General features: G+C 68.8%; 19 protein-coding genes. 13 read left to right on the top strand and 6 right to left on the bottom strand.

Annotated features, from left to right (window positions below):
- Nucleotides 1-14: 14 nt before the first annotated feature.
- Nucleotides 15-1,475 carry an FAD-binding protein gene (locus tag GD1_RS03905; RefSeq protein ID WP_059035775.1) on the bottom strand — a complete coding sequence of 487 codons (1,461 nt, stop codon included), beginning with the start codon at nt 1,473-1,475 and terminating at the stop codon, nt 15-17.
- A 143-nt stretch (nt 1,476-1,618) separates the two neighbouring features.
- On the opposite strand from GD1_RS03905, the gene GD1_RS03900 reads away from it, so the two are divergent.
- From GD1_RS03900 to GD1_RS03865, 8 genes are all read left to right on the top strand, one after another.
- Nucleotides 1,619-3,217 (top strand): molybdopterin-dependent oxidoreductase, encoded by a 1,599-nt coding sequence (locus GD1_RS03900; RefSeq protein ID WP_059035837.1) that lies wholly within the window; start codon nt 1,619-1,621, stop codon nt 3,215-3,217.
- 76 nt (nt 3,218-3,293) lie between these two features.
- A complete protein-coding gene (locus tag GD1_RS03895; RefSeq protein WP_059035773.1) occupies nt 3,294-4,637 on the top strand; it encodes an alpha/beta hydrolase family protein in 1,344 nt (447 codons plus the stop codon).
- A 390-nt stretch (nt 4,638-5,027) separates the two neighbouring features.
- Nucleotides 5,028-6,113 carry an NAD(P) transhydrogenase subunit alpha gene (locus GD1_RS03890; RefSeq protein WP_053776307.1) on the top strand — a complete coding sequence of 362 codons (1,086 nt, stop codon included), beginning with the start codon at nt 5,028-5,030 and terminating at the stop codon, nt 6,111-6,113.
- 11 nt (nt 6,114-6,124) lie between these two features.
- Nucleotides 6,125-6,442, top strand: coding sequence for an NAD(P) transhydrogenase subunit alpha part 2 (locus GD1_RS03885; protein WP_053776365.1), 318 nt, complete (start codon nt 6,125-6,127; stop codon nt 6,440-6,442).
- Between the two features lie 2 nt (nt 6,443-6,444).
- Complete coding sequence (locus GD1_RS03880) at nt 6,445-7,974, top strand: NAD(P)(+) transhydrogenase (Re/Si-specific) subunit beta (protein WP_053776366.1); 1,530 nt, start codon at nt 6,445-6,447, stop codon at nt 7,972-7,974.
- 137 nt (nt 7,975-8,111) lie between these two features.
- Nucleotides 8,112-9,125 (top strand): YdcF family protein, encoded by a 1,014-nt coding sequence (locus GD1_RS03875; RefSeq protein ID WP_053776308.1) that lies wholly within the window; start codon nt 8,112-8,114, stop codon nt 9,123-9,125.
- Between the two features lie 26 nt (nt 9,126-9,151).
- Nucleotides 9,152-10,951: an HSP90 family protein gene (locus GD1_RS03870; protein ID WP_059035835.1), complete on the top strand. Its 1,800-nt coding sequence runs from the start codon at nt 9,152-9,154 to the stop codon at nt 10,949-10,951.
- A gap of 25 nt (nt 10,952-10,976) precedes the next feature.
- Complete coding sequence (locus GD1_RS03865) at nt 10,977-13,769, top strand: hypothetical protein (protein ID WP_059035771.1); 2,793 nt, start codon at nt 10,977-10,979, stop codon at nt 13,767-13,769.
- A 42-nt stretch (nt 13,770-13,811) separates the two neighbouring features.
- Here the strand turns inward: GD1_RS03865 and GD1_RS03860 are convergent, their stop codons facing one another.
- The 3 genes from GD1_RS03860 to GD1_RS03850 form a co-directional block, all read right to left on the bottom strand.
- Nucleotides 13,812-14,549 (bottom strand): metallophosphoesterase, encoded by a 738-nt coding sequence (locus tag GD1_RS03860; protein ID WP_059035768.1) that lies wholly within the window; start codon nt 14,547-14,549, stop codon nt 13,812-13,814.
- Between the two features lie 78 nt (nt 14,550-14,627).
- Nucleotides 14,628-15,404: a dienelactone hydrolase family protein gene (locus GD1_RS03855; RefSeq protein ID WP_053776310.1), complete on the bottom strand. Its 777-nt coding sequence runs from the start codon at nt 15,402-15,404 to the stop codon at nt 14,628-14,630.
- Between the two features lie 39 nt (nt 15,405-15,443).
- The gene (locus GD1_RS03850; protein ID WP_059035767.1) at nt 15,444-17,840 is read right to left on the bottom strand and encodes an ATP-dependent DNA ligase; all 2,397 of its coding nucleotides are present in this window, start codon (nt 17,838-17,840) and stop codon (nt 15,444-15,446) included.
- Between the two features lie 52 nt (nt 17,841-17,892).
- Here GD1_RS03850 and ku point away from each other — a divergent pair, with 52 nt between their 5' ends.
- The gene (gene ku, locus GD1_RS03845; RefSeq protein WP_444979450.1) at nt 17,893-18,846 is read left to right on the top strand and encodes a non-homologous end joining protein Ku; all 954 of its coding nucleotides are present in this window, start codon (nt 17,893-17,895) and stop codon (nt 18,844-18,846) included.
- 728 nt (nt 18,847-19,574) lie between these two features.
- On the top strand, nt 19,575-20,894 hold the full coding sequence (locus tag GD1_RS03840) for an MFS transporter (protein ID WP_174519003.1): 1,320 nt from the start codon (nt 19,575-19,577) through the stop codon (nt 20,892-20,894).
- Here the strand turns inward: GD1_RS03840 and GD1_RS03835 are convergent.
- Nucleotides 20,866-21,807: a LysR family transcriptional regulator ArgP gene (locus tag GD1_RS03835; RefSeq protein WP_059035763.1), complete on the bottom strand. Its 942-nt coding sequence runs from the start codon at nt 21,805-21,807 to the stop codon at nt 20,866-20,868. The genes GD1_RS03840 and GD1_RS03835 overlap by 29 nt on opposite strands.
- A gap of 73 nt (nt 21,808-21,880) precedes the next feature.
- On the opposite strand from GD1_RS03835, the gene GD1_RS03830 reads away from it, so the two are divergent.
- Nucleotides 21,881-22,501, top strand: coding sequence for a LysE/ArgO family amino acid transporter (locus tag GD1_RS03830; protein ID WP_053776369.1), 621 nt, complete (start codon nt 21,881-21,883; stop codon nt 22,499-22,501).
- A gap of 110 nt (nt 22,502-22,611) precedes the next feature.
- Nucleotides 22,612-23,901, top strand: coding sequence for an alpha-hydroxy-acid oxidizing protein (locus GD1_RS03825; RefSeq protein ID WP_059035761.1), 1,290 nt, complete (start codon nt 22,612-22,614; stop codon nt 23,899-23,901).
- A gap of 21 nt (nt 23,902-23,922) precedes the next feature.
- Here GD1_RS03825 and GD1_RS03820 read toward each other — a convergent pair whose 3' ends face one another.
- Complete coding sequence (locus tag GD1_RS03820) at nt 23,923-24,867, bottom strand: oxygenase MpaB family protein (protein WP_053776314.1); 945 nt, start codon at nt 24,865-24,867, stop codon at nt 23,923-23,925.
- Nucleotides 24,868-25,033: 166 nt separating this feature from the next.
- Here GD1_RS03820 and GD1_RS03815 point away from each other — a divergent pair, with 166 nt between their 5' ends.
- Nucleotides 25,034-25,699, top strand: coding sequence for a TetR/AcrR family transcriptional regulator (locus tag GD1_RS03815; protein WP_053776370.1), 666 nt, complete (start codon nt 25,034-25,036; stop codon nt 25,697-25,699).
- The last annotated feature ends 21 nt before the right edge of the window (nt 25,700-25,720 follow it).

Raw genomic sequence — 25,720 nt, 5'->3', positions numbered from 1 at the left:
CGGTGCTCTCGGGCCTAACGGGCGGCGGCGTGCCGGCCCGCCCGGCGCCCGAAGTAGGAGCCCTCACCGAGCTGGGTGCCGCTGGCATAACCCTTGCTGTCCTGGGCGATGTTGGCGGCGCACGCACCGGCGGCGTACACGCCGCCGATCGGTGTGCCGGTGGCGTCGAGCACCTCGCCGTCGACCGATGTGGACATGCCGCCCATGGTGAATCCGGCGTACATCGCCTTGCCGAGGCTCATGTCGAACACCGCCCACGGGCCGTTGTCCTGGGCGGCGAGGAATTCCGGCGCCTTGTGGAAGTCCGGGTCCTCGCCGCGGGCGGCGTTCGCGTTGTAGCGATCGAGCGTCGCCTGCAGCCTTCCGGCCGGGATGCCCAGGGACTCCTCCATCTCGGCGATCGTCTCGAAGCCGTCGAGCAGCGGCACCAGGGGCATCCGCGGACGCTTGAGGTGGGCCTCGTCGACGATCAGGTAGGCCCTGGACTCGGGCTGTTCGAGCGCGAAGGCCGACGTCCGTGAGTGATAGGAGTCCTCGGCGACGAAGCGTTCGCCGTCCTTGTTCACCGCGATCCCGGTGAGCAGGATCGCCGGCGGATACAGCGGGGCGGTGCAGAACGCCTGGTCCATGTGCTCGAGCACGGCACCCACCGACACCCCCAGCCGCAGGCCGAGGCCGTCGTCGTAGGTGTTGCCGAGCACGTAGGGCTTCTCGGCGAGCCACGGCACATGCTCGGCCACCATCTCGGAGTTCATCACGAAGCCGCCCGCGGCGATCACGGTGCCCTTGGCGCCGATCACCCCCTCGGTGCCGTCGAGGGCACGCCAGGCCACCCCGGCCACCGAGCCGTCGGTGCCGACGACGAGGTTGCGGGCACCGGTCTCGTAGCGCACCTCCACACCCAGCTCGGCGAGCCGCTTGACCAGCAGGTCGACGATCATCGCGGCGCCACCGGTGTCGCCGGGCACCGGGACCTTGTGGCCGCGCGGTGCGGGTACGGCCATCGTGTTGAACGGCCACACCTTCTCGTTGCCGGTGTACATCAGCCCCTGGGTCTCGGGCTGGACGACGTCCTTCTCCGGGTAGTAGCTGCGCTCGAAGGTGAAGCCGAGGGCCTCGAGCCAGTCGAAGTGGTCGACACTGTCGACGCAGTAGGCGTGGATCTTCTCCGGGTCGGGGTGCGCCGACACCGCGGTGATGTACTTCTCCATCTCCTCGGCGGAATCGGCGTGGCCGGTGGCCTGCTGCACCGCGGTACCGCCGCCGAGATAGAAGTGTCCGCCGGCCAGGGCGGTGGTGCCCCCGGCCTGCGCCGCCCGCTCGAGTACGACGACCCGGGCGCCGTGCGAGGCCGCCTCGACCGCGGCGCATCCGCCGGCGATGCCGAGGCCGATGACGACGACGTCGACCTCGTCGCTGAATTCTGTGACGTCGCCGAGGGCGACGGTGTCCGGGATCTCGGTGCCAGCTGCCATGCCGACAGCGTAACCAAGAACTAGAACTTGTTCTAGAACTTGTTGCAGTTTTGTCCCGGGGGTGGCGGGCCGGTGTCGCGCGTCCGATCGACGCCGGGACGGTGCACCTGTCCGCGGTGGCCGGGCAGGCGTATCAAGGGGACATGACATCCGCGACCGGCCGTCGATCACCCACCGGGATCGGCGCGTCGACGGTGGCCGCGCTGGTCGCCGGACTGATCGCGGTGGGTGCGGCGCTGGCCGCCGGTGAACTGGTCGCGGTGATGGTCTCACCCGACGCGACCCCCTTCCTCGCCGTCGGCTCCACCGTCGTCGACCACACCCCGACCGCGGTGCGGGAGTGGGCGATCACCACCTTCGGCACCTCCGACAAGGTCGCCCTGTTCACCGGGATGGCGGTGATCATCGCCCTGATCGCCGCCGGATGCGGGCTGCTCGAACGCCGGTGGCCGCCGGTGGGTTCGGTGGTGATCGCGGTCTTCGGTCTCCTCGGGGTCCTCGCCGCACTCGGCCGTCCCGGATCGACGGCGTCGTTCGCGGTGCCCTCGATCGCCGCTGCGATCGTCGGCGTGGTGGTGCTGCGCGTCCTGATCGGGCTGATCGGGGCTCGCGGGACCACGCCCGCCACCGCCACCGCCACCGACGGCACCGACACCACCGAGACCGCCGACGCCGGGGTGTCGCGGCGTTTCGTCATCACCGCCGCGGCGATCGCGGCGGGTGCGGCCGCCGTCGGTGCGATCGGGCGGGCCCTGATCGCCGATGCGGCCGCGACCGTCGCCGACCGTGCCCGGGTGCTGCTGCCGACCCCGGCGCACCCCGCGCCGCCGGTTCCCGCCGATGCGGATCTGCACGTGCCGGGCGCCACCCGCTTCGTCACCCCCAACGCCGACTTCTATCGCATCGACACCGCATTGCAGGTACCGCGGCTGACCACCGAGGGGTGGAGCCTGCGGGTACACGGGATGGTCGACGAGGAGTTCACCCTCGACTGGGACGACCTGGTCGCGATGCCGATGACCGAACGTCTGGTGACCCTGACCTGCGTGTCCAACGAGGTGGGTGGCGACCTGATCGGCAATGCCCGGTGGCTGGGCGTGCGGATGGCCGACCTGCTCGAGCGTGCCGGTGTGCGGCCCGGCGCCTCCATGCTGCTCTCGACCAGCTCGGACGGCTGGACCTGTGGCACCCCGGTCTCGGCGATCACCGACAACCGGGATGCGCTGCTGGCGATCGGGATGAACGGCGAGCCGCTGCCGATCGAACACGGATACCCGGTTCGGCAGGTGGTGCCGGGCCTCTACGGCTATGTCTCGGCCACCAAGTGGGTCGTCGACTGGGAGCTGACCACCTTCTCCAAGGCACGCGCCTACTGGACCGATCGCGGGTGGTCGGCGACCGGCCCGATCAAGATCGCCTCGCGGATCGACCGGCCGTCGTCGAGGGGGGACCTGCCGGCCGGGAATGTGGTGATCGCGGGCACGGCGTGGTGTCAGCACGTCGGGATCGAGGCGGTGCAGGTCCGCGTCGACGACGGTCCGTGGCAGCCGGCGACGCTCGCCGCGGACTACAGCGAGGACACCTGGCGGCTGTGGCGTTTCGACTGGGCTGCGACGCCCGGTGTGCACCGGGTCGCCTGCCGTGCGGTGGGCAAGGACGGGCGGGTGCAGACCTCGCAGATCGCCGACCCGGTGCCCGACGGCGCGACCGGTCTGCACTCCCGTCAGTTCACCGTGACCTGAGCTGACCGGCTCGGCAAAAGATCGTTTTGCTAAACAATTAGCTGTGGAAAGACGATGTGCGGACAGGCGCCGCGACATGCGCCGGATCACGACGGCGGCCGCGGCGGCATGTGCGGCAGTGTCCTTGTGGGCACCGGCGTCCTCGTGGGCACCGGCGGGAGCGGCCACCGACGAGCCCGCGACGCCCGTGGTGCGCGCCCAGCCGGGCTGGCTGCCGAAAGACCTGGGCCGCGACGCGACGGTGATCCTGACCCCCGGGACCGGCGACGAGGTCGCGGTCACCGGTGCCGACATCGTCGGTGGCGGCTCGGCGGTGGGCGGTGCGCAGTACGGCCGCACCGTGGGGATCGGCTTCTACGACCCGTTCCGGCCCGATGTCCGCTTCGTGAACTACCCGCAGGCATTCGGGTTCAACGCATTCGGTCGCACGATCGATCTGCTCGGTGAGGGCACCTACAACGACTCGGTGGACGACGGCACCCGGGAGGCGATCTCGGATGCCCGAAAGGCCTGGGCTGCACAGGGTTCCGCTGGATCTGTCATCCTCAACGGCTACTCGCAGAGCGCCCCGGTGGCGATGAACGCCGCCTACCGGCTCCATCGGCAGTCGCAGGCCGGTGTCCCCGGCGCCATCGGCGACGACCACCTCGTCGTGATCTCCGGTGCCGACACCCGGTTCCCGGAGACCGGGGTGGAGGCGGTGATGCCGAGCGTGATCCCGGGTCTGTTCACCAACGGTCCGCGGGACGAGTCCGCCACCGGCGACATCGACGTCATCCAGTACTGCGTGCGCGGGGATGCGGTGTGCGGCATGGGAAATCCGCTCGCCGACCCGTTCGCCTCGGCGTTCTACCTGATCCCGGGTGCCACCATCCACGGCAAGCTCGGCGACCAGGTCAACACCTATCCGGTGGAGCGGACGTGGACGGTCGGCAACACCACCTATGTGGTGCTCGACGCCGGCAACCCCTGGGGGGTCGAGCTGCGGCGCAACGGAGTTCGGCTCCCGAAGGACTTCGACGCCACCCTCGACCGGCTCGTCCCGGTACCCGTGCCCGGGCAGGCCGCACACGATGCGGCCGGGCGACGCATCGCCACCCCGCGCGAGATCCAGCAGCAGTGGATGCACTCGCTCGGGCTGCAGGCACCGGTCACCGATCCCGACGCCGTCGCCCATGAGCGGCAGGCGACCGCCCCGCAGAATCACACCCCGCAGAATCCCACTCAGCAGAATCCCACCCCGCAGAATTCCACCCCGCAGGCCGAGGTCTCCCCGAATCCGGTCCCGCGGAATCCGGGCGCGATGCCGACCGTGCGTCAGGACGCATCCGGGACCTCGGTGAGCATCGCGGGGATCACGCTCACCGTCGGCGCACGCGGGGTGTCGCTGGGTCTCGCCGACGCCGATCCCGCTCACTGAGTCGCCCCGCCGACCCGGCATCCCCGACATCCGACGCCGCCCCGCCGACCCCCCGCTCGGGGGGTCGGCGGTTTTGTCGGTCCCGCACACCGACCCGTACACGGCTCGCGACGACCGCCCATAACGCGAGGTCGGGGCCGATTCGGTGACGTCGAGATGAACACAGGACGCTGGTGTACCAGCGGGTAAGTCAAGACTAAAGTGACCAAACCAACTGAGTGATCTCCCACGGATGTCCGCATGTTATGTTCGTCGGACGTTTTTCTTGAATGTCGGGCCGGCGGCTGACCGCGTCGTGCCCGGCGCATCCTCGTCGCATGGCCGAAGCGTGACCCGACCGGGCCGCTCGCCGCTGCCGACAAAACCGACTAAGTGAGAGACAACAAGATAATGAGTGTGGGTGTCGTTCGCGAGACGGCCCCGGGGGAGCGCCGTGTTGCGCTCGTCCCGAAGGTGGTCGCCTCGTTGGTGGGCAAGAAGGTGCCCGTGATCGTCGAGGAGGGAGCCGGTCTGGGGGCATTGATCCCGGATCAGGACTTCGTCGATGCGGGCGCGACGATCGGTGATCCCTACAGCGCCGATGTGGTGCTGCGGGTGTCGCCGCCGTCGGATGCCGAGATCGGGCGGTTGCGCAATGGGCAGAAGCTGATCGGTTTCCTGGCGCCGCGGAACTCCGACAACAAGATCGGTGCGCTGAAGGCCGCGGGTGTCGAGGCATATGCCGTGGAGGCCATCCCGCGTATCTCGCGTGCCCAGGTGATGGACGCGTTGAGTTCGCAGGCGAATGTCTCGGGCTACAAGTCGGTGATCGTGGCGGCGGATCTGTCGACACGGTTCTTCCCGATGCTGACCACGGCTGCGGGCACGGTGAAGCCGGCGACGGTGCTGGTGCTCGGTGTGGGCGTTGCGGGTCTGCAGGCCCTGGCCACGGCGAAGCGTCTGGGTGGTCGGACCACCGGGTACGACGTTCGCCCCGAGGTCGCCGAACAGGTGCGGTCGGTGGGTGCGCAGTGGCTGGATCTGGGTATCGACGCCGCCGGTGAGGGCGGCTATGCGCGTGAGCTGACCGATGCCGAACGTGCCCAGCAGCAGCAGGCGCTGGAGGATGCGATCAAGGGCTTCGACGTGGTGATCACGACCGCGTTGGTGCCGGGTCGTCCGGCGCCGCGGCTGGTGACGGCTGCGGCTGTCGAGGGCATGAAGCCGGGCAGCGTGGTGGTCGATCTGGCCGGCGAGACCGGTGGCAACTGTGAGCTGACGGTGCCGGGTGAGACGGTCGTGCGCCACGACGTGACGATCACCTCGCCGTTGAACCTGCCGGCGACGATGCCCGAGCATGCGTCCGAGCTGTACTCGAAGAACGTGTTCGCGCTGATCGATCTGATGCTCGACGACAACGGTGCGCTGGTGCCGGACTTCACCGACGAGGTGGTCGCGTCCGCCTGCGTCACCCGCGATTCGGAGGTGTCTGCCTGATGGTCACCGGAATGTATACCGGCCTGTTGGCCAACATCGCGATCCTCGTGCTCGCCGGCTTCGTCGGCTTCGCGGTGATCTCGAAGGTCCCCAACACCCTGCACACCCCGCTGATGTCGGGCACGAATGCCATCCACGGCATCGTGGTGCTCGGTGCGATCGCCGTCATCGGTTCGCTGCCGCCGAATGCGGGCTGGGGCGTGTACCTGATCTCGTTCGTCGCCCTGGTCTTCGGAACGCTCAACGTGGTCGGCGGCTTCCTCGTCACCGACCGCATGCTGGGCATGTTCAAGAGCCGTCCGGAACCGAAGAAGGACGGTGACAAGTGAACATCGACATCTTCAACGTCTTCATCGTCCCCACCCAGACCGCTCCGTCGAGCTGGAGCTATCTGGTGTCGGGGCTCTACATCCTGGCATTCGGTCTGTTCATCTACGGTCTGATGGGTCTGACCGGCCCGAAGACCGCGGTGCGCGGCAACTGGATCGCCGCGATCGGCATGATCATCGCGATCATCGCGACCATGCTGAACGTCCCGATCCGCAACGGTGAGCTGGGTGGCCCGGCCGGGTCGGATGCGTCGACGCCGACCATCAACTGGGTGCTCATCGCCGTCGGTCTGATCGTCGGTGTGGCACTGGGTATCCCGCCGGCGCTCAAGACCAAGATGACGGCCATGCCGCAGCTGGTGGCGCTGTTCAACGGTGTCGGTGGTGGCACCGTCGCGCTGATCGCGTGGGCGGAGTTCATCGAGACCGACGGGTTCCATCACTTCCGTGACACCCCGGCCGGTCCGGTGGTGGCCGGTTCGCTGATCGCCGCGATCATCGGTTCGGTGTCGTTCTGGGGTTCGCTGGTCGCCTTCGCGAAGCTGCAGGAACTGCTGAACAAGAACCTGGAGAAGTCGCTGGTCAAGGCGGCCAAGAGTTTCCAGCTCGCCAACATCGTGCTGATGGTGATCTCGCTGGCGATCGCGATCTTCCTCGCGGTCGACGCCGCCAATGGCGGCGGCGCGAGTGTGTGGTGGATCGTCGGTCTGCTGATCGCCTCCGGTGTGATGGGTCTGTTCGTGGTGTTCCCGATCGGCGGCGCGGACATGCCGGTGGTCATCTCGCTGCTCAACGCCCTGACCGGTCTGTCCGCGGCGGCTGCGGGTATCGCGCTGAACAACACCGCGATGATCGTGGCCGGCATGATCGTCGGCGCGTCGGGTTCGATCCTGACCAACCTGATGGCCAAGGCGATGAACCGGTCGATCCCGGCCATCGTGTTCGGCGCCTTCGGTGGCGGCGACGAGGGTGGTGCGGGTGCGGCCGGTGCGGCCGGCGGCACCGTCAAGGCCACCTCGGCCGCCGACGCCGCGATCCAGATGGCCTACGCCAACCAGGTCATCGTGGTGCCCGGCTACGGTCTGGCCGTGGCGCAGGCGCAGCACGCGGTCAAGGAGATGGCCAGCCTGCTCGAGAGCAAGGGCGTGGAGGTCAAGTACGCGATCCATCCGGTCGCCGGCCGTATGCCCGGGCACATGAACGTGCTGCTCGCCGAGGCGGATGTGCCGTATGACGCGATGAAGGAGATGGACGACATCAACGGTGAGTTCAACCGCACCGATGTCGCCATCGTGATCGGCGCCAACGACGTGACCAACCCGGCCGCGCGGAACGATCCGAGCAGCCCGATCCACGGCATGCCGATCCTCAACGTCGACCAGGCGCGCTCGGTGATCGTGCTCAAGCGCGGTATGAGCTCGGGTTATGCCGGTATCGAGAACCCGCTGTTCTACCTCGATCAGACGTCGATGCTGTTCGGCGACGCGAAGAAGTCCGTCGACGCGGTGATCGAAGAGCTGAAGGCGCTGTAGGACCGCAGTACGGTAGCGGTACACACCCTCCGACCGCCCCGGGGCCACTGGCCTCGGGGCGGTCGGCGTTATCGGACCGTCACCGGATGCGTGCCGGGCTGTTGCCGAAGACCGTTACTGTTACGCCAGTGACTGGTGTGACCAGAGTGAAGCGATTCCGTTATGTGGCGGCCGGGGTGATCGTGGCGTCGGCCGTGACCGGTGCCGCGGTGGGCTCGATTCCCGTGGGGGAGCATCCGCGGGTACAGACCGTGGCCGTGGCCACCGATCCGGCGACGCTCTACAACGACGCCCAGCAGAAGTTCGGCACCGGCGACGTGACCGGTGGCCTGGATGCCCTCCGGCAGGCGGTCACGCTCTCGCCGGCCGACGGCCAATCGCTGGCCCTGCAGGCGATCTGGAGCGATCAGGTCGACGATGCGAGCACCGCGTCCGCCGCCCTGAGGCGGCTCGCCGTGGTCAACCCGCTGCTCGCCGGAACCGCGCGAACGGTCACCGAGGCGGTGACGGCCGCCGCGGCCATCGTGCCCGCCACCCAGCCGCAGCAGGTGGCCGGCAACCCGGCCATCGTCATCCTCGGATTCGGGTTGAGTCCGAAGGGTGAGATGGCCCCTGAACTGGTCAAACGGCTCGAGGCCGGGCTCGCGCAGGCGCAGGTGCTGCCGTCGGCGCCGATCGTCGTCACCGGCGGCAAACCGCAGAACGGGGTGACCGAGGCCGGCGCGATGCGGGCCTGGCTGATCCGCAAGGGTGTCGACGCCACGCGGATCGTCACCGAGGAGCAGTCGGTCTCCACCGTGTCGAATGCGCAGAACACCGCCCCGATCCTGCGGCCCCGCGGCATCACCGACATCGTCCTCGTCACCTCGCCCAACCACATTCGCAGGGCGGCAGCCGATTTCGGATCGACCGGGCTGAAAGTGGTGAGCACCGTGACCACTCCCACCGATCTGGCGAAGTACACCACCCCGCTGGCCAAGGACAAGCAGACCGGTATCCGGGTGGAGGCCACCCGCACCGCCGGACTTCCCGCCTCCCGCAAACCGCTGTTGTCCACCGACGAACTGCCCGATGTGGGTCCGGGTCTGCTCGGTGAGATCGGCGGCAAGGTGCTCGAACAGTTGCGCAGTGGAGGGTCTTCCGGAGGCTGAATCCTGCTCACCGTAGGATGACCGCCATGAGCTCACCTGGCGCCTACGACGTCGACCTGCGCTCACTGATCGACGTGCTCGGCACCAACCTGTACTCGAATCCGGGTGTCTACGTTCGCGAATTGGTGCAGAACGCCCTCGACGCACACACCGTCGCCGGTACCGCCGACACCGAGATCGCCATCGAGACAGACGGTGTGGAGTTCCGCATCGACGATCACGGCTGCGGGATGTCGCGGTCGGTGATCGCCGACCTGCTCGGCACCATCGGGCGCAGTTCCAAACGCGACGATCTCGGATTCGCCGCCGAGGACACCATCGGACAGTTCGGGGTGGGGCTGCTCAGCGCCTTCCTCGTCGCCGACGCCATCGACGTCGACTCCCGCACGCCCGGCGGGCAGCCGGTGGGATGGTCGGGGTCGGTGGCCGGCCGGTTCACGGTGGCCGACGGCACCCGCGCCGAGCCCGGCACCACCATCCGGCTGCGTGCCCGGCGCGGCAGCGAGAAATGGTTGCATCCCCATCGGGTGCGGCGGCTGGTCACCGACTACATCGGTCTGCGCCGGACCCCGGTCCGGGTGAACGGTGAGACCATCACCCCCGTGGCCGATCCGTTCGGTGCCGATCTCAACGCAGGCGAGCGTGCGGCCCGGCGGATCGCCTTCTGCCAGGACGAATTCGGATTCACCCCGCTCGAGACCTTCGAGTTGTCGGTGCCCCAGGCCGGGTTGCGTGGCGTGGCCTACGTGCGGCCGTCGGCGTCGGATCCCACCCAGCGGGCCGGGCACCGGTGCTACGTCAAGGGGCTGCTCGTCGGCGACCTCGCCGACCTCCTGCCCGACTGGGCCTATTTCGTGCGGGTGGTGATCGACGCACAGGGCTTGGCGCTCACCGCATCCCGGGAGGGGCTGGTGCGCGACGAACTGTTCGCCGAGGTCCGTGACGGCCTTGCCGCCCAGGTGAGTGACTGGCTCGTCCGACTCGGTGATCACACCTCGGCGCGCGAACGGTTCCTCGCCGTTCACGAACTGGGGATCAAGTCGATCGCCCACCGGACACCGGAACTGCTCCGCTTCGTCGACCGGCACTGCCGGTACGAGACCAATGTGGGGCCGATGTCGTTGTCGGCGTTCCGCGCCCGCTTCGGCACGCTGCGATACACCTCGAGTGTCGACGACTTCCGGGTGCTCGCCGACATCCTCACCCATCGTGGTGTGGGACTGATCAATGCCGGTCATGCCTTCGAGACCGCCGTCATCCGGGAACTGCTCCACGCGAACCCCGACGTCAGCTGTGAGCCGGTCACCCAGCAGTACCTGCTGGGCCAGATCGGGGTGGCCGGCACCGACGACGCCGACACGTTCGCGGTACTGCTCGACGCCGCCCGGCGTGCCCTGCTGCGTTTCGACTGCCGTGCCGAGACCGGCGCCTTCGACCCGGAATCGGTTGCCGCGCTGCTGATCACCGATGATTCGGCACAACTCGACCGCGATCGTGAGCAGTTGCTGGCCAATGTCGAGGGCAAGGCCGACGCATGGTTGTCGGCGTTGGCGGGCCTGGTCACCGACACCGAGCCGGTGGACGGACGGCCGACCCTGGTGCTCAACACGACCAATCCACTGATCCAGCGGCTCAACGGAATCCACGATGAGCTCGTCCGCGGGGCGGTGCTGCGGACCATCTACGGCCAGGCCGCCATCCGTACCCGCCGACCGGTCAGCGGGGTGGTGGCCGCGGAGGTCGACGAGGCACTCGGAATCCTCGCCGATCTCGCCGCGCGGAGCGTTGATGTGGTGAATCCACCTTCGCCACAGTCGGACTCATGAAGAATGGAGACCTCGAGAGGTGACGATGGCCGGCCCGTCCAGGGATGACGACGAGCTCGAGCGGTTGCAGCGCGACCTGTGGGAGGCCCGCCACGGGCACGGCGGGCCCGGGGAACACGACTTCACCCCGTATCCGTCGCTGATCGCCCGGGCCGACGCGCTCGGGGATCGGCGGACGATGTTCACCGCCCGGCTCGATGCGGCGATGGCGGCGGCGTCGTGGGGTCCCTCGGTGGACCAGCTGACGCTGGTGGCCTGGATGCTTGCCGACCTCGACGCGCGCGGACCCGAACTCCGACTGCACGAGTACGAGATGTTCGAGGTGTACGTCAACGTCGCCGACGTCGTGATGAACGCGATCGAATTGCCGGCGATGGGCTTCGGCCAGATCCGGGCCCTGGTCGCCGACTGGACCGTGCGCGCCACCGCCGGGGGCTACGACCCGGCGGCCGTCGAGGCATACGTCGAGGCCGAGATCGCGCTCCACCAGGGCGATCCGGGGCGAGCCGTGGAGATCATGGAACCGATGCTGGGTGCGCCGCCGCCACCGGGATTCTGTGACGACTGGATCGAGGCCTGCCTCACGCGGTACTACGCCGAGGCCGGACGTGACCACGACGCGGTGTCGCTCGGCGAGGGCGGACTCGCCGACAACGGGAACCGGTGCGGGTTCTTCCCGGCCGAGCCGTCGTATCCGCTGGTCGGTCCCTATGCGCGCGCCGGCCGCCGCGACGACGTGGTCACCGCGGTCCGCGCCGTCGACCGGGCGTGGCGTCATCCGGCGATGATCGGCCGTGCCGCCGAGTCGCTGATCGGCCTGTTGCACGTCGACGAGCTCGCCACCGCACATCAGCTGGTCCTGCGCCACCTCGACCGGATCGACGAGGCGTTCAGTCCGATGGCCGAGCTGCAGCAGGCGACGGCGATCGGTGCCGTGTTCGCGTCGGTGGCCGCAATCGATCCGGATTCCGTGGTGGCGCAACGTATCTCGCCGTCGCAGCCCGCCCGTGTCCGGCCGGTCGGTGAACTCGCCGACGAATTCGCCACGCGCGCCCGCGAACTGGCGCAGCGGTTCGACATCCGCAATCGCACCACCGCGATCTCCGACCGCACCGAGCGGCTGCTGGCCGTGCGGGGCGGCGGATACCCGGAGTCCGAGGTGGTCCCGGTGGCCCGGCGGGATGCCGCCGGCCTGCTGTCGGGGATGTTCGTCTTCCGCCCGGTCTCGGAGCGTCGTGCCGAACAGTGTGCGGAACTGTTGCGGGACAAGCTTTCCGATCTCACCAAGCTGGAACGGGTCCGTGCCGAACAGGCTCTGGCCTGGGATCGTCGGCGTACCGATCCCGACCTGTCGGTCGCCGAACTGCGTGCCGCCGCGGAGCGGGCGTCGGCGATCGGCCGGCCGCACTGGGCGATGCAGTCGAGGTTGCTCGCCGACGCACTCGAGGTCGATCTGAGCACCGGGTCGTCGCTGCCGGCGGCCGATGCCGTCCCCGATCCGGGCTGGGAACCCGAACGGCAGGCGAATATCTGGAACATCCGGGCCATGCTGATCTCGGGCACCGACACGTCGGCGGCGATCGCGACCCTCGACCGGGGACTGGCCGTCCTCGCCGATCCCGATGCCGCTGTCCGGTTGCGTGAGGGCGCGGGTTCACCGGTGGCCGACTCCTGGATGCTCAAGGCCACGATGCACCGTGCCCGCGCCAATCTGCGCGGGTCGCAGGATCTCGAGTTCGCCGACGACGCCGACGCCGCGGTGTCGGCGGCCCGTCGCGCCGTGGCGTCGGCGACCGGTTCGGATCAGCGGATGGAGGCGCGGGCCGAACTGGTCGAGGCGTTGCGGCTGGCATCGGCCGATCAGCAGCAGCGGGACCCGGCCGGGGTGGAACCGCTGCTGGACGAGGCGCTGACCCACTCCCGCTACGTCCAGCGTGCCGAGGTGCTCATGCATCGTTACGAGATCCGGCTCGCGGCAGGCGATCTCGGCGGCGCGGTGGATGATGCCGAGCATGCGCGGGCGGTCCTCACGGTGGAAGGACTCGCCCACACCGCCGACAGCGTCGCCCTTGATCTGGCGGGGGTGATGGTGGAACGGGGAGACGACGCGCAGTCGGTGATCGACATCGTCGGACCGGTCACCGACCGGATGACCGCCCTCGGCGACGACTATCACGCCGATCGTGGCCGGCGGGTGATGGCCACCGCCCAATCGCGGGCGGGCCTGCACGCCGAGGCCGCGATGACGGTGACCGCGGTGCTGGAGACGCTCCCGCCGGACTCCCCCGAGGACGACAGGGCGCGGCTGCTGCGCTTCCGGGCCGACGAGCGCGATGCGGTCGACGACGCGCCGGCCGCGATCGTCGACTACCTCGCGGCCGCCGACGTCTTCGAGGCGATCGGGGCGGTGGTCGATGCGGTGGATGCCCTGCGCCGGGCCGCGATGGCGTCGCACACCCTGCACGATGTCGCCGTCGCCGAGGCCCACCTCGCCCGTGCGGGCCGGCTCCTGGCCGTGCTGCCCGACGGCCCGGAGACCGTCTACACCCGCGCGCAGGTCGACATCGCCGCCGCGGACCTCCGTGCGGCGGAGGATCCCGATGGTGCGCGGGTGCTGCTCGCGGCCGCGCTCGAGGCCGCCCGGCACAACGGGTGGATTCCGCTGGTGGTGGCCGCCTGTGCGTCGGCTGCCTGGGTGGAGTACCAGCAGGACGACCGGCAGGCCGCCGACGCCCGGATCGCGGAGGGGCTCTCCTATGCCCCGGACGACTCGACGCTGCTCGACATGCGGACGTTCATCGGCGAACTGCCCGACTGAGCCCCTCGGGTACCGACCGAGCCCCTCGGGTACCGGGTGGGGTCAGAACATGACCGAGCGGAAGTGTGTGATCAGCCGATCGCCGTCGAGCATGTGGAAGGCGACGCCCGGCGGCTGACCGCGGTTGACGATGTCCTGGCCCTCGAACGGCAGGTTGAGGGTGGAGGCGACGCCCGGCGCCACGCACAGCGGGCGGCCGGCGAATCGGGTGACACATGCCGAATGGGCGTGACCGCACAGGAATCCGACGATGTTCGGGTGCCGGTCGACGAGTTCGGCGAGCCGTTCCTCCCCGGTCTGGCGGATGGTGTCCATGAAGGTCATCTGGATCACCACGGGCGGATGGTGGAAGGCCACCAGCACCCGGGTGTCCGGACCGGCCGCGGTGATCTGCGCCGACATCCAGGTGAGCGTGTCGTCGTCGATGAATCCGTCGTTGCGGCCGGGGATGGAGCTGTCGACGACGAGGAACAGCACACCGTCGATCAGGCGTGCGGAGTTGACCGGCGCCGAACCGGGCTCGCCGAGCACGAACTCGCGGAACCCCTCACGGGTGTCGTGGTTGCCGACGGTGATCAGGGTGGGCAGCGGGCTGTCGATCACCCGGTGCGCCTCGCGGTACTCCGACGGGCTGCCCTCGTCGGCGATGTCGCCGGTGATCAGGAGTGCGTTGATGCCGTCGGCGCGCGCGTTGACGTAGTTGAGCGCCGACTCGATACGGGCGCGGTTGAAGCGCGTCCCGTTGAAATGCAGGTCGCTGATGTGGGCGACGACGAACACTCGGGCTCCCTCGGTCTCGGCTTCCCTGAGGCTAGCCGCAGGTGCCTACCGGGGCACGGTGAGGGTGCCCGCCACCCCTCAGTGCAACGTGCGGGCGAACAGCTTGCGCAGTTCCGCGAAATGATGCTCGGCGGCGTCGTGGTTGTACTCGGCGGTGTCGGACATCGTGTAGCCGTGTCGGGCACCCGGATACACCGTCGTGTGATGGGTCACGCCGGCGGAGCTCAGGGCGTGCTCGAACCGGGCGATCGCCACCGGCGGCAGGGAGCGGTCGTGGTCGGCGTGCACCGCGAGCACCTCGCCACGCACGTCGGTGACCCACAGGTGGGGACTGGCGGAGGTGTCGGTGACGAGACCTCCGGTGTGGAACATCCCGATGGCGGCGACGTCGTCGGGCAGGGTGGCCCCGGCCAGCAGGGCCAGCCGTCCGCCCATGCAGTAGCCGGTGGCCCCGATCGGTCCCGGCGACACCTCCGGGCGGGCGTGCAGGGCGTCGACGTAGGCGCGCAGATCGGGGGTCGCGAGGTCGGGGGTGAGCCGGCGGATGCGCGGCATCGCCCCGGCGAAGAACTCCGCCCGCGACTCGTCGTCGAGGAACTCCACCGAGGGCGAGGTGGCCGCGGCGTCGCCGTCGCGGTAGAAGACGTTGGGGGCGAGCACCACATATCCCCACGAGGCGATCCGGTCGGCCATCGTCTCGATCCGGGGCCGCAGACCGATCGCATCCATGATCAGCAGCACCCCGGGCAGCGGGCCGCCCGGATTGTCGGGGTCCGGAACGGGTTGTGTCAGATAGGCTTCGGCGGTTCCGTCGGGGGTGGTGACGGTGATCGTCGTACCCCGGGTGTCGGTCATCTGATGGTCCTCTTTCCGCTCATGGGCCCGTTGTGATGATCACAGATCGCCGGGCAGTTTGTCCCGGCGAATGCCGCGCCAGCTCGGGTGGCGCAGATGTCCGGTGGAGGTCCAGTCCATGAACTGCACCTCGCCGACGATCTTGGGCAGCACCCACACCGCGTTCGCGGCGACCGGCCGGTCGAGCTTGTCCAGGAACGGCGACCGCGAGATCCGCAGCGGTTCCAGTTCTGCGGCCAGAGCGGCGAGCCCGGCGTCGGTGAACCCGGTGCCGACGCGTCCGACGTAGCGCAGCCCGGTCTCCTCGGGCAGGCCGAGGAGCAGCGAGCCGATGGTGTGGGCGCGGTTGCCGTTTCCCGGTCGCCAGCCGCCGATCACCACCTCGATGTCACTCCAGTTCTTGTGTTTGAGCCAGGTGGAGGTGCGGCGTCCCTGCTGGTACGTCGACGTGCGACGTTTGGCGACGACCCCCTCGAGATGGTGTTCGCGGCTGTGGGCCATCGCCGCGGCGCCGTCACCGCCGAGCAGTGGCGGGACCTCGACGTGGCGGGAGTGCCGGAATGCGGGTGCGAGCGCCTCGAGCAGTGCCCGTCGCTGCTCCCACGGCGTGCGCAGCAACGACGTCCCGTTCAGGTAGAGGATGTCGAACAGGTACAGCTTGAGGGTGAGCGGTTCGGTGGCGCTGTTGCGTCCGGCGAGCAGGGTGAAATTGGTGCGACCGGCGGAGTCGAGGGCCACCACCTCGCCGTCGAGGACGGCGTCGATCAGCCCGAGATCGTCGGCGATGGAGGCGAGTTCGGGGAAGTCGGCGGTCATGTCGAGTCCCGAGCGCGATGTCAGCCGGAACTCACCGCCGACGTATCGCACCAGAATCCGGTAGCCGTCCCACTTCCCCTCGAAGGCCCAGTCCTTCTCCGACAGTCCGTCGATCGGTTCGTCGGTGGCCAGCATCGGTCGCGGATCGCGCAGGCTGTCGGGCAGGATCGGGCGGGCCTCGTCGGTCATCAGATGCGCCAGCCAGTTCTGCTCGCCGGTGCGGATCAGGGCGTAGCGGCCCTGGATTCTGGTGCCGTGCAGCCGCACGATGACCTCGTCGTCGCGCCACTTCTCGGTCTCGTAGGTGCCGCGGTCCCAGATCTCGACATGCCCTCCGCCGTACTCGCCGGCCGGGATGTCGCCGGCGAAGTCGGCGTAGTCGAGCGGGTGGTCCTCGGTGTGCACGGCGAGGCGGTTCTGGTCGGGGTCGGTGGGCAGGTTCTTGGGGATCGCCCAGCTGACCAGCACCCCGTCGCGTTCGAGGCGGAAGTCGTAGTGCAGGCGCCGTGCCCGGTGTTCCTGGATGACGAAGATCGGTCCATCCGATGCGGGGGCGGTCTCGGCGCGCTGCTCGCGGATCGCGTCGTCGCCGAACGGTTCCGGGGTGGCCGTTGCGTCCCGTTTGCGCCGGTACTCCCGCAGGTTGATCACCTGGCCGGAAGTGGTTCCCGCGGGCGGGGATTCGTCGTGTGATCCCGGGTCCGCGGATTGCTCGGCGGGGTACGGATCGTCGAGTCCGTCGAGCAGGTCACCCATCTCGTCGATGCGTTCGAGGACCTCGGTGTAGAGCAGTTGCCGCACATCGGGGTCGTCGAGTTCGTCCCAGGTGCGTGGTGCGGCCACCCACGGCTTCTCCCGCCCGCGCAGCGAGTACGGGGCGAGTGTGGTCTTGGCGGCGCTGTTCTGGCTCCAGTCGATGAAGATCCGCTGGTGGCGTTCGGCTTTCGCCATGGTCGCGGTGATCGCGTCGGGATGCGTCTGGGCTAGGGTGGTGGCGATCTGCCTGGCCACGGTGCGGGCCGAATCCGACGACACCGGGGTGGGGAAGCGTGCGTAGACGTGAATTCCCTTGCCGCCGCTGGTGACCGGATACGACGCCAGTCCGGCGTGGTCGAGCATCTCGTGGATGGCGAGGGCCACCTCGGCGCATTCGCGTAGCGGCACTTCCGGTCCCGGATCGAGATCGAGGACGAGGCGGTTGGCCTTGGGGCCCTCGGCGGCGAACCTCTGCAGCGACTCGTCGTCGCCGGTGGGTAGCCGCCACTGTGGGGTGTGCAGTTCGAGGGCGGCCATCTGCGCGAGCCACACCAGGGTGGCGGCGGAGTCGGCGACGACGTACTCGATGATCCGGCTGCTGTGTTCGACGCCGTGCCGGGCCACCCAGTCCGGGATGCCTTCGGGGACGGCCTTCTCGAAGAACGGTGTGCTCTGCACGCCGTTGGGCCAGCGTTTACGGGTGATCAGGCGCCGTGCGAGGTGGGGGAGCATGACGTCGGCGACGCGTGCGTAGTAGTCGATGACGTCGTATTTCCGGGTCCCGGTCTCGGGGTAGAGGACCTTGGCCAGGTTGGTCACCGTGATGTGGTGGCCGTCCACCTCCAGGGTCTGTCCGGATGCCATGGGTCCAGCGTGCCACGCCCGCAGGCGCAGATGTGATGGCACAATGGCCCACATGCGCTCGATCTGGAAGGGCGATCTGAGCTTTGGCCTGGTGAACGTGCCGGTCAAGGTGTACTCGGCCACGGAAAGCCACGACCGCAAGTCCTATCAGGTCGACTCGGCCGACGGCACCCGCATCCGCTATCGGCGGGTTCGGGAGGGCACCGACACCGAGGTGGACTTCGCCGACATCGCCAATGCCTACGAGGCCGAGGGCGGTGAGACCGTGGTGCTCACCAAGGACGACCTGTCCACGCTGCCGGTGCAGAAGAGTCCCGAGATCTCGATCCTGGAGTTCGTGCCGGTCGATCAGGTCGATCCGATCTACTTCGACAAGCCGTACTACCTGGAACCGTCGTCGAAATCCCCGAAGGCCTATGTGCTGCTGGCGCGGGCACTGCAGGAGACCGACCGGCTGGCGATCGCGTCGTTCACCCTGCGCAACCGCACCCGGATGGCCGCCTTGCGCGTGATCGAGCCGGGTGTGATGACCCTGCAGACGCTGTTGTGGCCTGACGAGGTGCGCGTCCCGGACTTCGGTTTCCTCGGTGAGGACGTCGAGATCCGGCCGCAGGAGCTGTCGATGGCGTCGTCGCTGATCGAGTCGATGGCACAGGACTACGACCCGAGCGAGTTCTCCGACACCTACCAGGAAGAACTGGCCAAACTCATCGAGGCGAAGGCCACCGGAGACGAGGCGTTCCCGGAGACCGACGAGGATGCCGGCGCCGACGAGGACTCCGAGGTCGCCGACCTGCTGGCCGCCTTGCGTGCATCGGTGAAGGACCGCGGCGGATCCGCCGAGCAGGCCGCAGAGAAGGCCCCGGCGAAGAAGGCCCCCGCGAAGAAGGCGGCTGCCAAGAAGGCCCCCGCGAAGAAGGCGGCTGCCAAGAAGACGACGGCTGCCAAGAAGACGACGGCTGCCAAGAAGACCACCGCGAAGAAGACGGCCCGCCGCGCCAGCTGACCGGTCTGCCTGTGGTGGGGTTTCGAGGTCGGCCGGCGGAGGTTTCGACTCGTCTCGTCGCTTCGCTCCTCGTCGGCTCAACCAGCGTTTTTGTGCTCCTCGCGGGGCTCGAACAGTTTCTGATCGGGTGATGACCACTTCTGAGGTGGTGGGGTTGGGGACGCCGGCCGGCGGAGGTTTCGACTCGTCTCGTCGCTTCGCTCCTCGTCGGCTCAACCAGCGTTTTCGTGCTCCTCGCCGGGCTCGTACAGTTTCTGATTGGGTGGTGGGTAGTGATTGCTGATTGAGCCGGGACCGAGCCCTGAAGGGCGAGGACCCGTGTCGAAATCTGCGCAGCGTGGGGTGGGTGGTGACTGGTCTCGTCGCTTCGCTACTCGTCGGCTCAACCAGCGTTTTTGTGCTCTTCGCGGGGCTCGAATAGAGCTGATCGGGTGGTGGGCAGTGATTGCTGATTGAGCCGGGACCGAGCCCTGAAGGGCGAGGACCCGTGTCGAAATCTCCGCAGCGTGGGATGGGTGGTGACTCGTCTCGTCGCTTCGCTCCTCGTCGGCTCAACCAGCGTTCTTGTGCTCTTCGCCGGGCTCGAACAGTTGCCGATCGGGTGGGTGGTCGCGACCGCGGTTCGAGCCGGTGGTGACCCGCTCCGAGGCCGTCCAACCGGCGAGGGCGAGCCGACCGGCGCCGAAATCCGTTCGCCTCGGCGGGGCCGAATCGGGCAAGCTCTAGTGGTGAGTTCTACCGCGTCGTCCACCACCGTGCTGCCGAAGGCACTCCGACCGTTCGTCGGCGGTCAGTACCGGTTGCTCGCCGCCGGCCTGGTGTTCGCGCTGTTCTCCGACGGCGTGTGGACCATCGCCCTGGTGTGGCAGGTGATCGCCCTGGGGGGCGGGCCCGCGCAGGTGTCGATCGCGACCGGTGTGGCCGCGATCGGGATGGTGGTCTCGACGCTGGCCGGTGGTGTGCTCGCCGACCGGGTGTCGCAGCGTCGGATCATCATCGGCCTCGAGGTGGTCAAGACCCTCGCCTTCGTCTCGGTGGGCGTGTGTGCGCTCGTCGGGGTGCTGTCGTTGCCGATCGTGGTGCTCGCCGCATTGTTCGGCGGGATCACCACCGGCATGTACTACCCGGCGTATTCGGCGTTGCTGCCGAGCATCGTGACACCGTCGGAACTGCAGGCCGCCAACGGGATCGAAGGATTCCTGCGGCCGGTGCTGTTCCAGGCGGTGGGTCCGATGGTGGCCGGTGCGGTGATCGCGGCAGCGGCACCCGCGCAGGCGATCGTGGTGGCCGCCATCGCCAGTGTGGCCGCCGGTGTCTGCTATCTGGCGATGCGCCCGGTCCCGTTGCGTCGTGACGTGACCACGCTGCGCGGCAACGCTTTCCGATCGATCGTCACCGACATGGCCGAGGGTTTCGTCTACATGTGGCGGACCCCGTGGCTGTGGTCGACGTTGTTCTTCGCGACCATCCTGGTGCTGGCGACGATGGGTCCGATCGAGGTGCTCATCCCGTTCGCGCTGCGGGAACGCGTCCACGGTGGTGCCGGTGACCATGCGCTGGTGCTGGCCGGTTTCGGTGTGGGAGCGGCGATCTCGTCACTGGTGTTCGCGTCCATCCCGATGCCGCGGCGCTATCTCAGCGTGATGTTCGTGGTCTGGGGATTCTCCTCGGTCCCGTTGGTGCTCATGGGGATCGCCGGTCACACCTGGGTGTTCATCGTCGCCGCCTTCGTCACCGGTGTCCTGTTCGACGGTCCGATGGTGTTGTGGGGCACGCTGTTGCAGCGTCGGGTCCCGCCCGCTCTGCTCGGGCGGGTGGCCTCGCTGGACTTCTTCGTCTCGGCGGTGCTGATGCCGGTGTCGATGGCGCTGGCCGCACCGCTGGCCCATGCGATCGGCCTGCAGGCCACGTTCATCGTCTGTGGGCTGCTCCCGGTACCGTTCGCGCTCTGTTTCTATCTCGCCGCCCGGTTGTGGCGTGACGAGGTGGACCACCCTCTCGTCGACGACGAGCCGCACCTCACCGCGGTGCCCGCGCCTGCGGACTGAGGTGCCCGACCGGATCGAGATGGGTGGCCGCGGCGTCGGCGATGTAGTCGGTGAGTGCGGTCAGCAGCGGTGAACTCACCGTCCAGTACTGCCAGTACAACGGGACGTCGACGTGGCGGTCGGTGAATCGGACCAGCCGACCGTCGGCGAGTGCGCCGGCGATCTGCACGGTCGGCGCCGCACCCCATCCCATCCCGAGTTCGATCGCACGGTGGTACTCGACCGACCCGGGGATGTACACCCCGGGCGGATCGCCCGGGGTGTCGGTGAGGATGCGCAGGACGTCGCGTTGCAGCTGGTCACTGCGGTCGAAGAGCATCATCGGCGCGCGGGCGAGTGCGGCGTCGGTGGGGCCGTCGGGCATCCACGTCGCGAGGAAGTCGGGGGTGGCGACCGGTAGATAGCGCATCGAGCCGAGCGGCTGCACCCGGCAGCCGCGGATGCGGTCGGGGATCGAGGTGAGGGCACCGAGCACCTCACCGGTCCGCAGGTACTCGCTGTTGCGGGACTCGTCGTCGCGGCGGACCTCGACGGCCGCGGCATGGTTGCGGTGGAAGTCGGCGAGGGCGGGCAGCAGCCAGGTGGCCAGGGAGTCGGCGTTCGCCGCGATCGGCAGATGGACGAGCGGCCGGTCGGTGCCCGGTGGGCCGTCGGCGGACCCGGCGAGTTCCTGACCGGCCTCGGTGACCAGCAGTTCCCACTGTTCGGCCAGACGCACCAGGACCTCGCCGTCACGGGTGGCGCGCACCGGTTTGGTGCGGCGCACCAGGACCCGGCCGACCGAGCGCTCGAGGGCCTTGATGCGCTGGCTGACCGCCGACGGCGTGATGTGCAGGACCGTCGCCGCGGCCTCGAACGTGCCCTCGCGCAGTACCGCCGACAACGTCTGCAGTGCGTCCTGACCGATCTCCATATGAAGTGAGTCTAATGATTCATGAAAAACATTCGCTGGTCTTTGGATGGAGCCGCTCCTAGCGTCAGAGAACGTGAACGCATTCCTGCTGCCGGCGCTGGCCGGCCTGCTAACCGGTATCGGGCTGATCGTGGCGATCGGACCGCAGAACGTCTTCGTCCTGCAGCAGGGGGTGCGCCGGACGCACGTCGCGCCGGTGGTCGCGGTGTGCGCGCTGTCCGACGTCGTGCTGATCGTCGCGGGGGTGGCCGGGCTCGGGGCGCTGATCGCGGCCCATCCGCGGGTGGTGACCGTCGCGACGATCCTGGGCGGCATCTACGTGATGGTGCTGGGCGGGATGGCCGCACGGCGATGCCTGCGTAGTGGTGAGGCGATCACCGCCAACCGCGCCGAGGCGGCGACGGTCAGCCGGTGGGCCGCCATCGGTACCGCGTTCGCGCTGACCTGGCTCAATCCGCACGTCTACCTCGACACCCTGGTCACCATGGGCGCCATCGCGAACGGACAGGGCGCCGGGAAGTGGGCGTTCGCCGTCGGCGCGAGCCTGGCGAGCGTGCTGTGGTTCTCCCTGCTCGGCGGCGGCAGCCACCGCGTCGCACCGCTGTTCGCCAGACCTGCGGCGTGGCGGGTGATCGACGGGGTGGTCGCGGTGATCATGATCGGGATGGGGGCGGCCCTGCTGGTGTCGGCGTGAGCGGCCCTGCCGGCCCGGGGCAACCGGGCAACCGGGCCGGGGCAACCGGGCAACCGGGCCGGGGGTGCGTGCTTTACTGTGGCCACCGTCGAATTCGGGAGGGGTCACCGATGACCGCAGGCTGGGGCCGGGCACGTCAGAACGACATCTACGGTGCAGGTGTGCACGGGCGGAAGCCGGTGGTGCCCGCGGATTTCGCCGGCCTCGAACGTCGCGCACGCACGGTGATGTCGGCGCGGGCGTGGGCCTACATCGCCGGCGGGGCAGGTGAGGGCCGGACGATGACCGCCAACCGCGAGGCCCTCGACCGGTGGGCGATCGTGCCGCGGGTCCTGCGTGATGTGTCGCAGCGCAGCCTCGAGGTGGATCTGTTCGGGACCCGGTTACCCGCCCCGATCCTGTTCGCACCGGTCGGCGCCGGCGGCCTGGCACATCCCGACGCCGATGTGCACATCGGTCACGCAGCTGCGGAACTCGGTGTGCCGTACATCTTCTCGAATCAGGGCAGCGCCCCGATGGAACGCGTCGCCGCGGAGATGGATGCGGTGCGGCCCGGCGCGCCACGCTGGTTCCAGCTGTACTGGTCGGTCGACGACGACCTGGTGGACTCGCTGGTGCACCGCGCCGAGACGTCCGGGGCGCAGGCCGTCGTCGTCACCCTCGACACCACGATGCTCGGCTGGCGCCCTCAGGATCTGGCCCTCGGGTCGCTGCCGTTCGCGCGGGCCGAGGGGATCGCCCAGTACACCTCCGATCCGCGCTTCGCCGAGATCGTCGCCGAGCGGACCCGCGCCGCCGCCGATTCGACCGAGCGGCAAGAGATCTCGGTGGGTGCCATCAAGACCTTGTTCGCCATCGCGCGCAACACCCCGGGTGCGTTGCTACGCAATCTGATCCGGCCGGAACCGCGGGTCGGTGTGCAGACCTTCCTGGACATCTATTCACGGCCGTCGCTCGGCTGGGCCGAGATCGCATCACTGCGGGACAAGACGTCGTTGCCGATCGTGCTCAAGGGAATCTTGCACCCCGACGATGCACGCGCCGCCGTCGACGCCGGGATCGACGGCATCGTCGTCTCCAACCACGGTGGCCGCCAGATCGACGGGGAGATCTCGTCGGTCGACGCCCTGGCCGATGTCGCCGACGCCGTCGACGGTCGTGCCACGGTCCTGGTGGACTCCGGGATCTACACCGGCGCCGATGTTTTCAAGGCGCTCGCGCTGGGTGCCGACGCAGTGTGTATCGGCCGGCCGCATATGTACGGGCTGGCACTCGCCGGTGCCGACGGTGCCCGCGACGCCGTGGCGAACATCATCGCCGAGCTCGACCTGACGCTCGGGTTGTCGGGGCACACGTCGGTGTCCGAGCTGGATCGCGATGCGCTGAAACAGATTCGGTGAGTCCGTACCGGCCGGCTGCGCTCAGACCAACGGCCGGTGGGTCCGCATACGCCACTTCACGTCGGCGAGCAGGAGATTGAACGGGAAGGCGCGCAACGGCTTCGGGAATCGTCGGATCAGGGCGCGGGCGATGGCGTTGTGGATGTCGAAGAAGCGTTGCTGCCACGGCCGCATCTCCACGCCCATGGCGGTGCGGAATCCCTCGGGGAGGAAGCCGATGGTGAAGATCTCCGAATGCCAGCCGAACAGCTTCGACATCACCGGCCCGGCGAACTCCATCCGGGCGATCGACATCAGGTGCTCGCGGATCACCGGATCGATCTCCAGGTCGTCGAGCATGCCGTTCCAGTAGTCCTCGAAATCGGCGCGTGTGGCGGGCCACATCTCCCGCGGCATCTGCAGTGTGGTGCCCATGACCGCACCCTGCTGGTAGGCGGTCTCGGTGATCGCCGCCGGATCGCCGTAGATGCGCTGCACGTCCTCCCATCCCTTGTACAGGCATGCGGCCACCCACAGCTGCAGCGTCGGATCGAAGGCGTTGTACTTCACCGGACTCTCCGGAGTCGAGCGAACCTTGGCGTGGGAGCGGCCGACCGCACGACGATATGCCTTGCGCACCTTGGGATCATCGCAGCTGGCCACCGCCAGGTACGACAGTGTGGTGCGGGTGCGCTTGAGCGGATGCTTGAACAGGTTGCCGGAGTCGACGCGGCTCTCGTACACGCCGTACCCGACGGCGGGCAGGGCCAGCTGCATGATCACGTTGGCAGGTCCGGCGAGTGCGGCGATCCCCAGCAGCTCCAGGTTCGCGGCCGGGAGTGCGTCGAGCTCGGCGCGCGACATCCGCGCGGCTTTCGGCAGGAACTCGGTGTCCGGTGAGTCGGCGGCCAGGTGGGCGGCCAGGGCGGATTCGGCTGTGCCCGGGTCGTTCCCTGCTGTGCTCAGGTCATCGCGTGCCGCGGTCATGACGTCCTCCCCGATCTGTCGTGTGCCCGGTGTGTGATCGTCACCCGGTGTGTCTGGCGAATGTCGGGACGGCACCCCTCGAGCCGTCCGGAAATTCTGGAAACGCATGTTTCCTGATTGATTGAACCGCTCCGTGCGGTGGGATGTCAAGGGTGAGGATGCCAAGATGGGAGCCGTGACCGACGCTTCCCGGCCCGTCGACGGCCAGTCCGAGCGGAGTGCCGCGCTGCGCTCCTACGGTGGGGTCGACGGTGACGAGCGGATCGCGCGGCGTCGGATCGCCCTGATGGATGCCGCCCTCGACCTGCTCGGCGCCGACGGCGGGGGATCGGTGACCGTCCGGGGGGTGTGCCGCGCATCGGGGCTCAACCCCCGTTATTTCTACGAGAGTTTCGACTCGGTGGAGGCCTTGGTGGCCGCGACCTTCGACCGGGTGGTCGACGAGATCTCCGACTCCGCCCTCGCCGGATTCGGTGCCGGCGACGACATCGACGACAAGGTCGCGGGGGCGGTGGGTGCGATCGTCGACATCATCGACGACGACCGGCGCAAGGGCAGATTGCTCTTCTCGCCCAAACTCCTGTCGCCGACGATCGCCGACAAACGCAGCGAATCGACGGCCCTGTTCGCGATGCTCACCGTCGACACCGCGTCGAATGCGCTGGCCAAGCAGGTGTCGCCGGAGGCGATCGGCGCGGCCCAGTTCGAGGTCGGCGGGCTCGCGCGATTGCTGTCGGCCTGGCTCGACGGCGATGTGGCGCTGGGGCGTGACGAGGTGGTCGCGCTCAGTGTGCGACTGATGATGTCGCTGGTGGATGCGGTGGCCGGGTAGGCATCGGGATATGTTGGTCAC

The organism is Gordonia desulfuricans NBRC 100010 (genome assembly GCF_001485495.1).
Lineage (GTDB): Bacteria > Actinomycetota > Actinomycetes > Mycobacteriales > Mycobacteriaceae > Gordonia > Gordonia desulfuricans.
The sequence above is the reverse complement of the archived record's forward strand: the minus strand, read 5'-3'. Positions and strand labels throughout refer to the sequence as shown.

Excerpts from the sequence above, each read along its gene's own strand:
- GD1_RS03905 (WP_059035775.1), bottom strand. The coding sequence starts at position 1,475 with ATGGCAGCTGGCACCGAGATCCCGGACACCGTCGCCCTCGGCGACGTC.
- GD1_RS03900 (WP_059035837.1), top strand. The coding sequence starts at position 1,619 with ATGACATCCGCGACCGGCCGTCGATCACCCACCGGGATCGGCGCGTCG.
- GD1_RS03895 (WP_059035773.1), top strand. The coding sequence starts at position 3,294 with ATGCGCCGGATCACGACGGCGGCCGCGGCGGCATGTGCGGCAGTGTCC.
- GD1_RS03890 (WP_053776307.1), top strand. The coding sequence starts at position 5,028 with ATGAGTGTGGGTGTCGTTCGCGAGACGGCCCCGGGGGAGCGCCGTGTT.
- GD1_RS03885 (WP_053776365.1), top strand. The coding sequence starts at position 6,125 with ATGTATACCGGCCTGTTGGCCAACATCGCGATCCTCGTGCTCGCCGGC.
- GD1_RS03870 (WP_059035835.1), top strand. The coding sequence starts at position 9,152 with ATGAGCTCACCTGGCGCCTACGACGTCGACCTGCGCTCACTGATCGAC.
- GD1_RS03865 (WP_059035771.1), top strand. The coding sequence starts at position 10,977 with ATGGCCGGCCCGTCCAGGGATGACGACGAGCTCGAGCGGTTGCAGCGC.
- GD1_RS03855 (WP_053776310.1), bottom strand. The coding sequence starts at position 15,404 with ATGACCGACACCCGGGGTACGACGATCACCGTCACCACCCCCGACGGA.
- GD1_RS03850 (WP_059035767.1), bottom strand. The coding sequence starts at position 17,840 with ATGGCATCCGGACAGACCCTGGAGGTGGACGGCCACCACATCACGGTG.
- ku (WP_444979450.1), top strand. The coding sequence starts at position 17,893 with ATGCGCTCGATCTGGAAGGGCGATCTGAGCTTTGGCCTGGTGAACGTG.
- GD1_RS03835 (WP_059035763.1), bottom strand. The coding sequence starts at position 21,807 with ATGGAGATCGGTCAGGACGCACTGCAGACGTTGTCGGCGGTACTGCGC.
- GD1_RS03825 (WP_059035761.1), top strand. The coding sequence starts at position 22,612 with ATGACCGCAGGCTGGGGCCGGGCACGTCAGAACGACATCTACGGTGCA.
- GD1_RS03820 (WP_053776314.1), bottom strand. The coding sequence starts at position 24,867 with ATGACCGCGGCACGCGATGACCTGAGCACAGCAGGGAACGACCCGGGC.
- GD1_RS03815 (WP_053776370.1), top strand. The coding sequence starts at position 25,034 with ATGGGAGCCGTGACCGACGCTTCCCGGCCCGTCGACGGCCAGTCCGAG.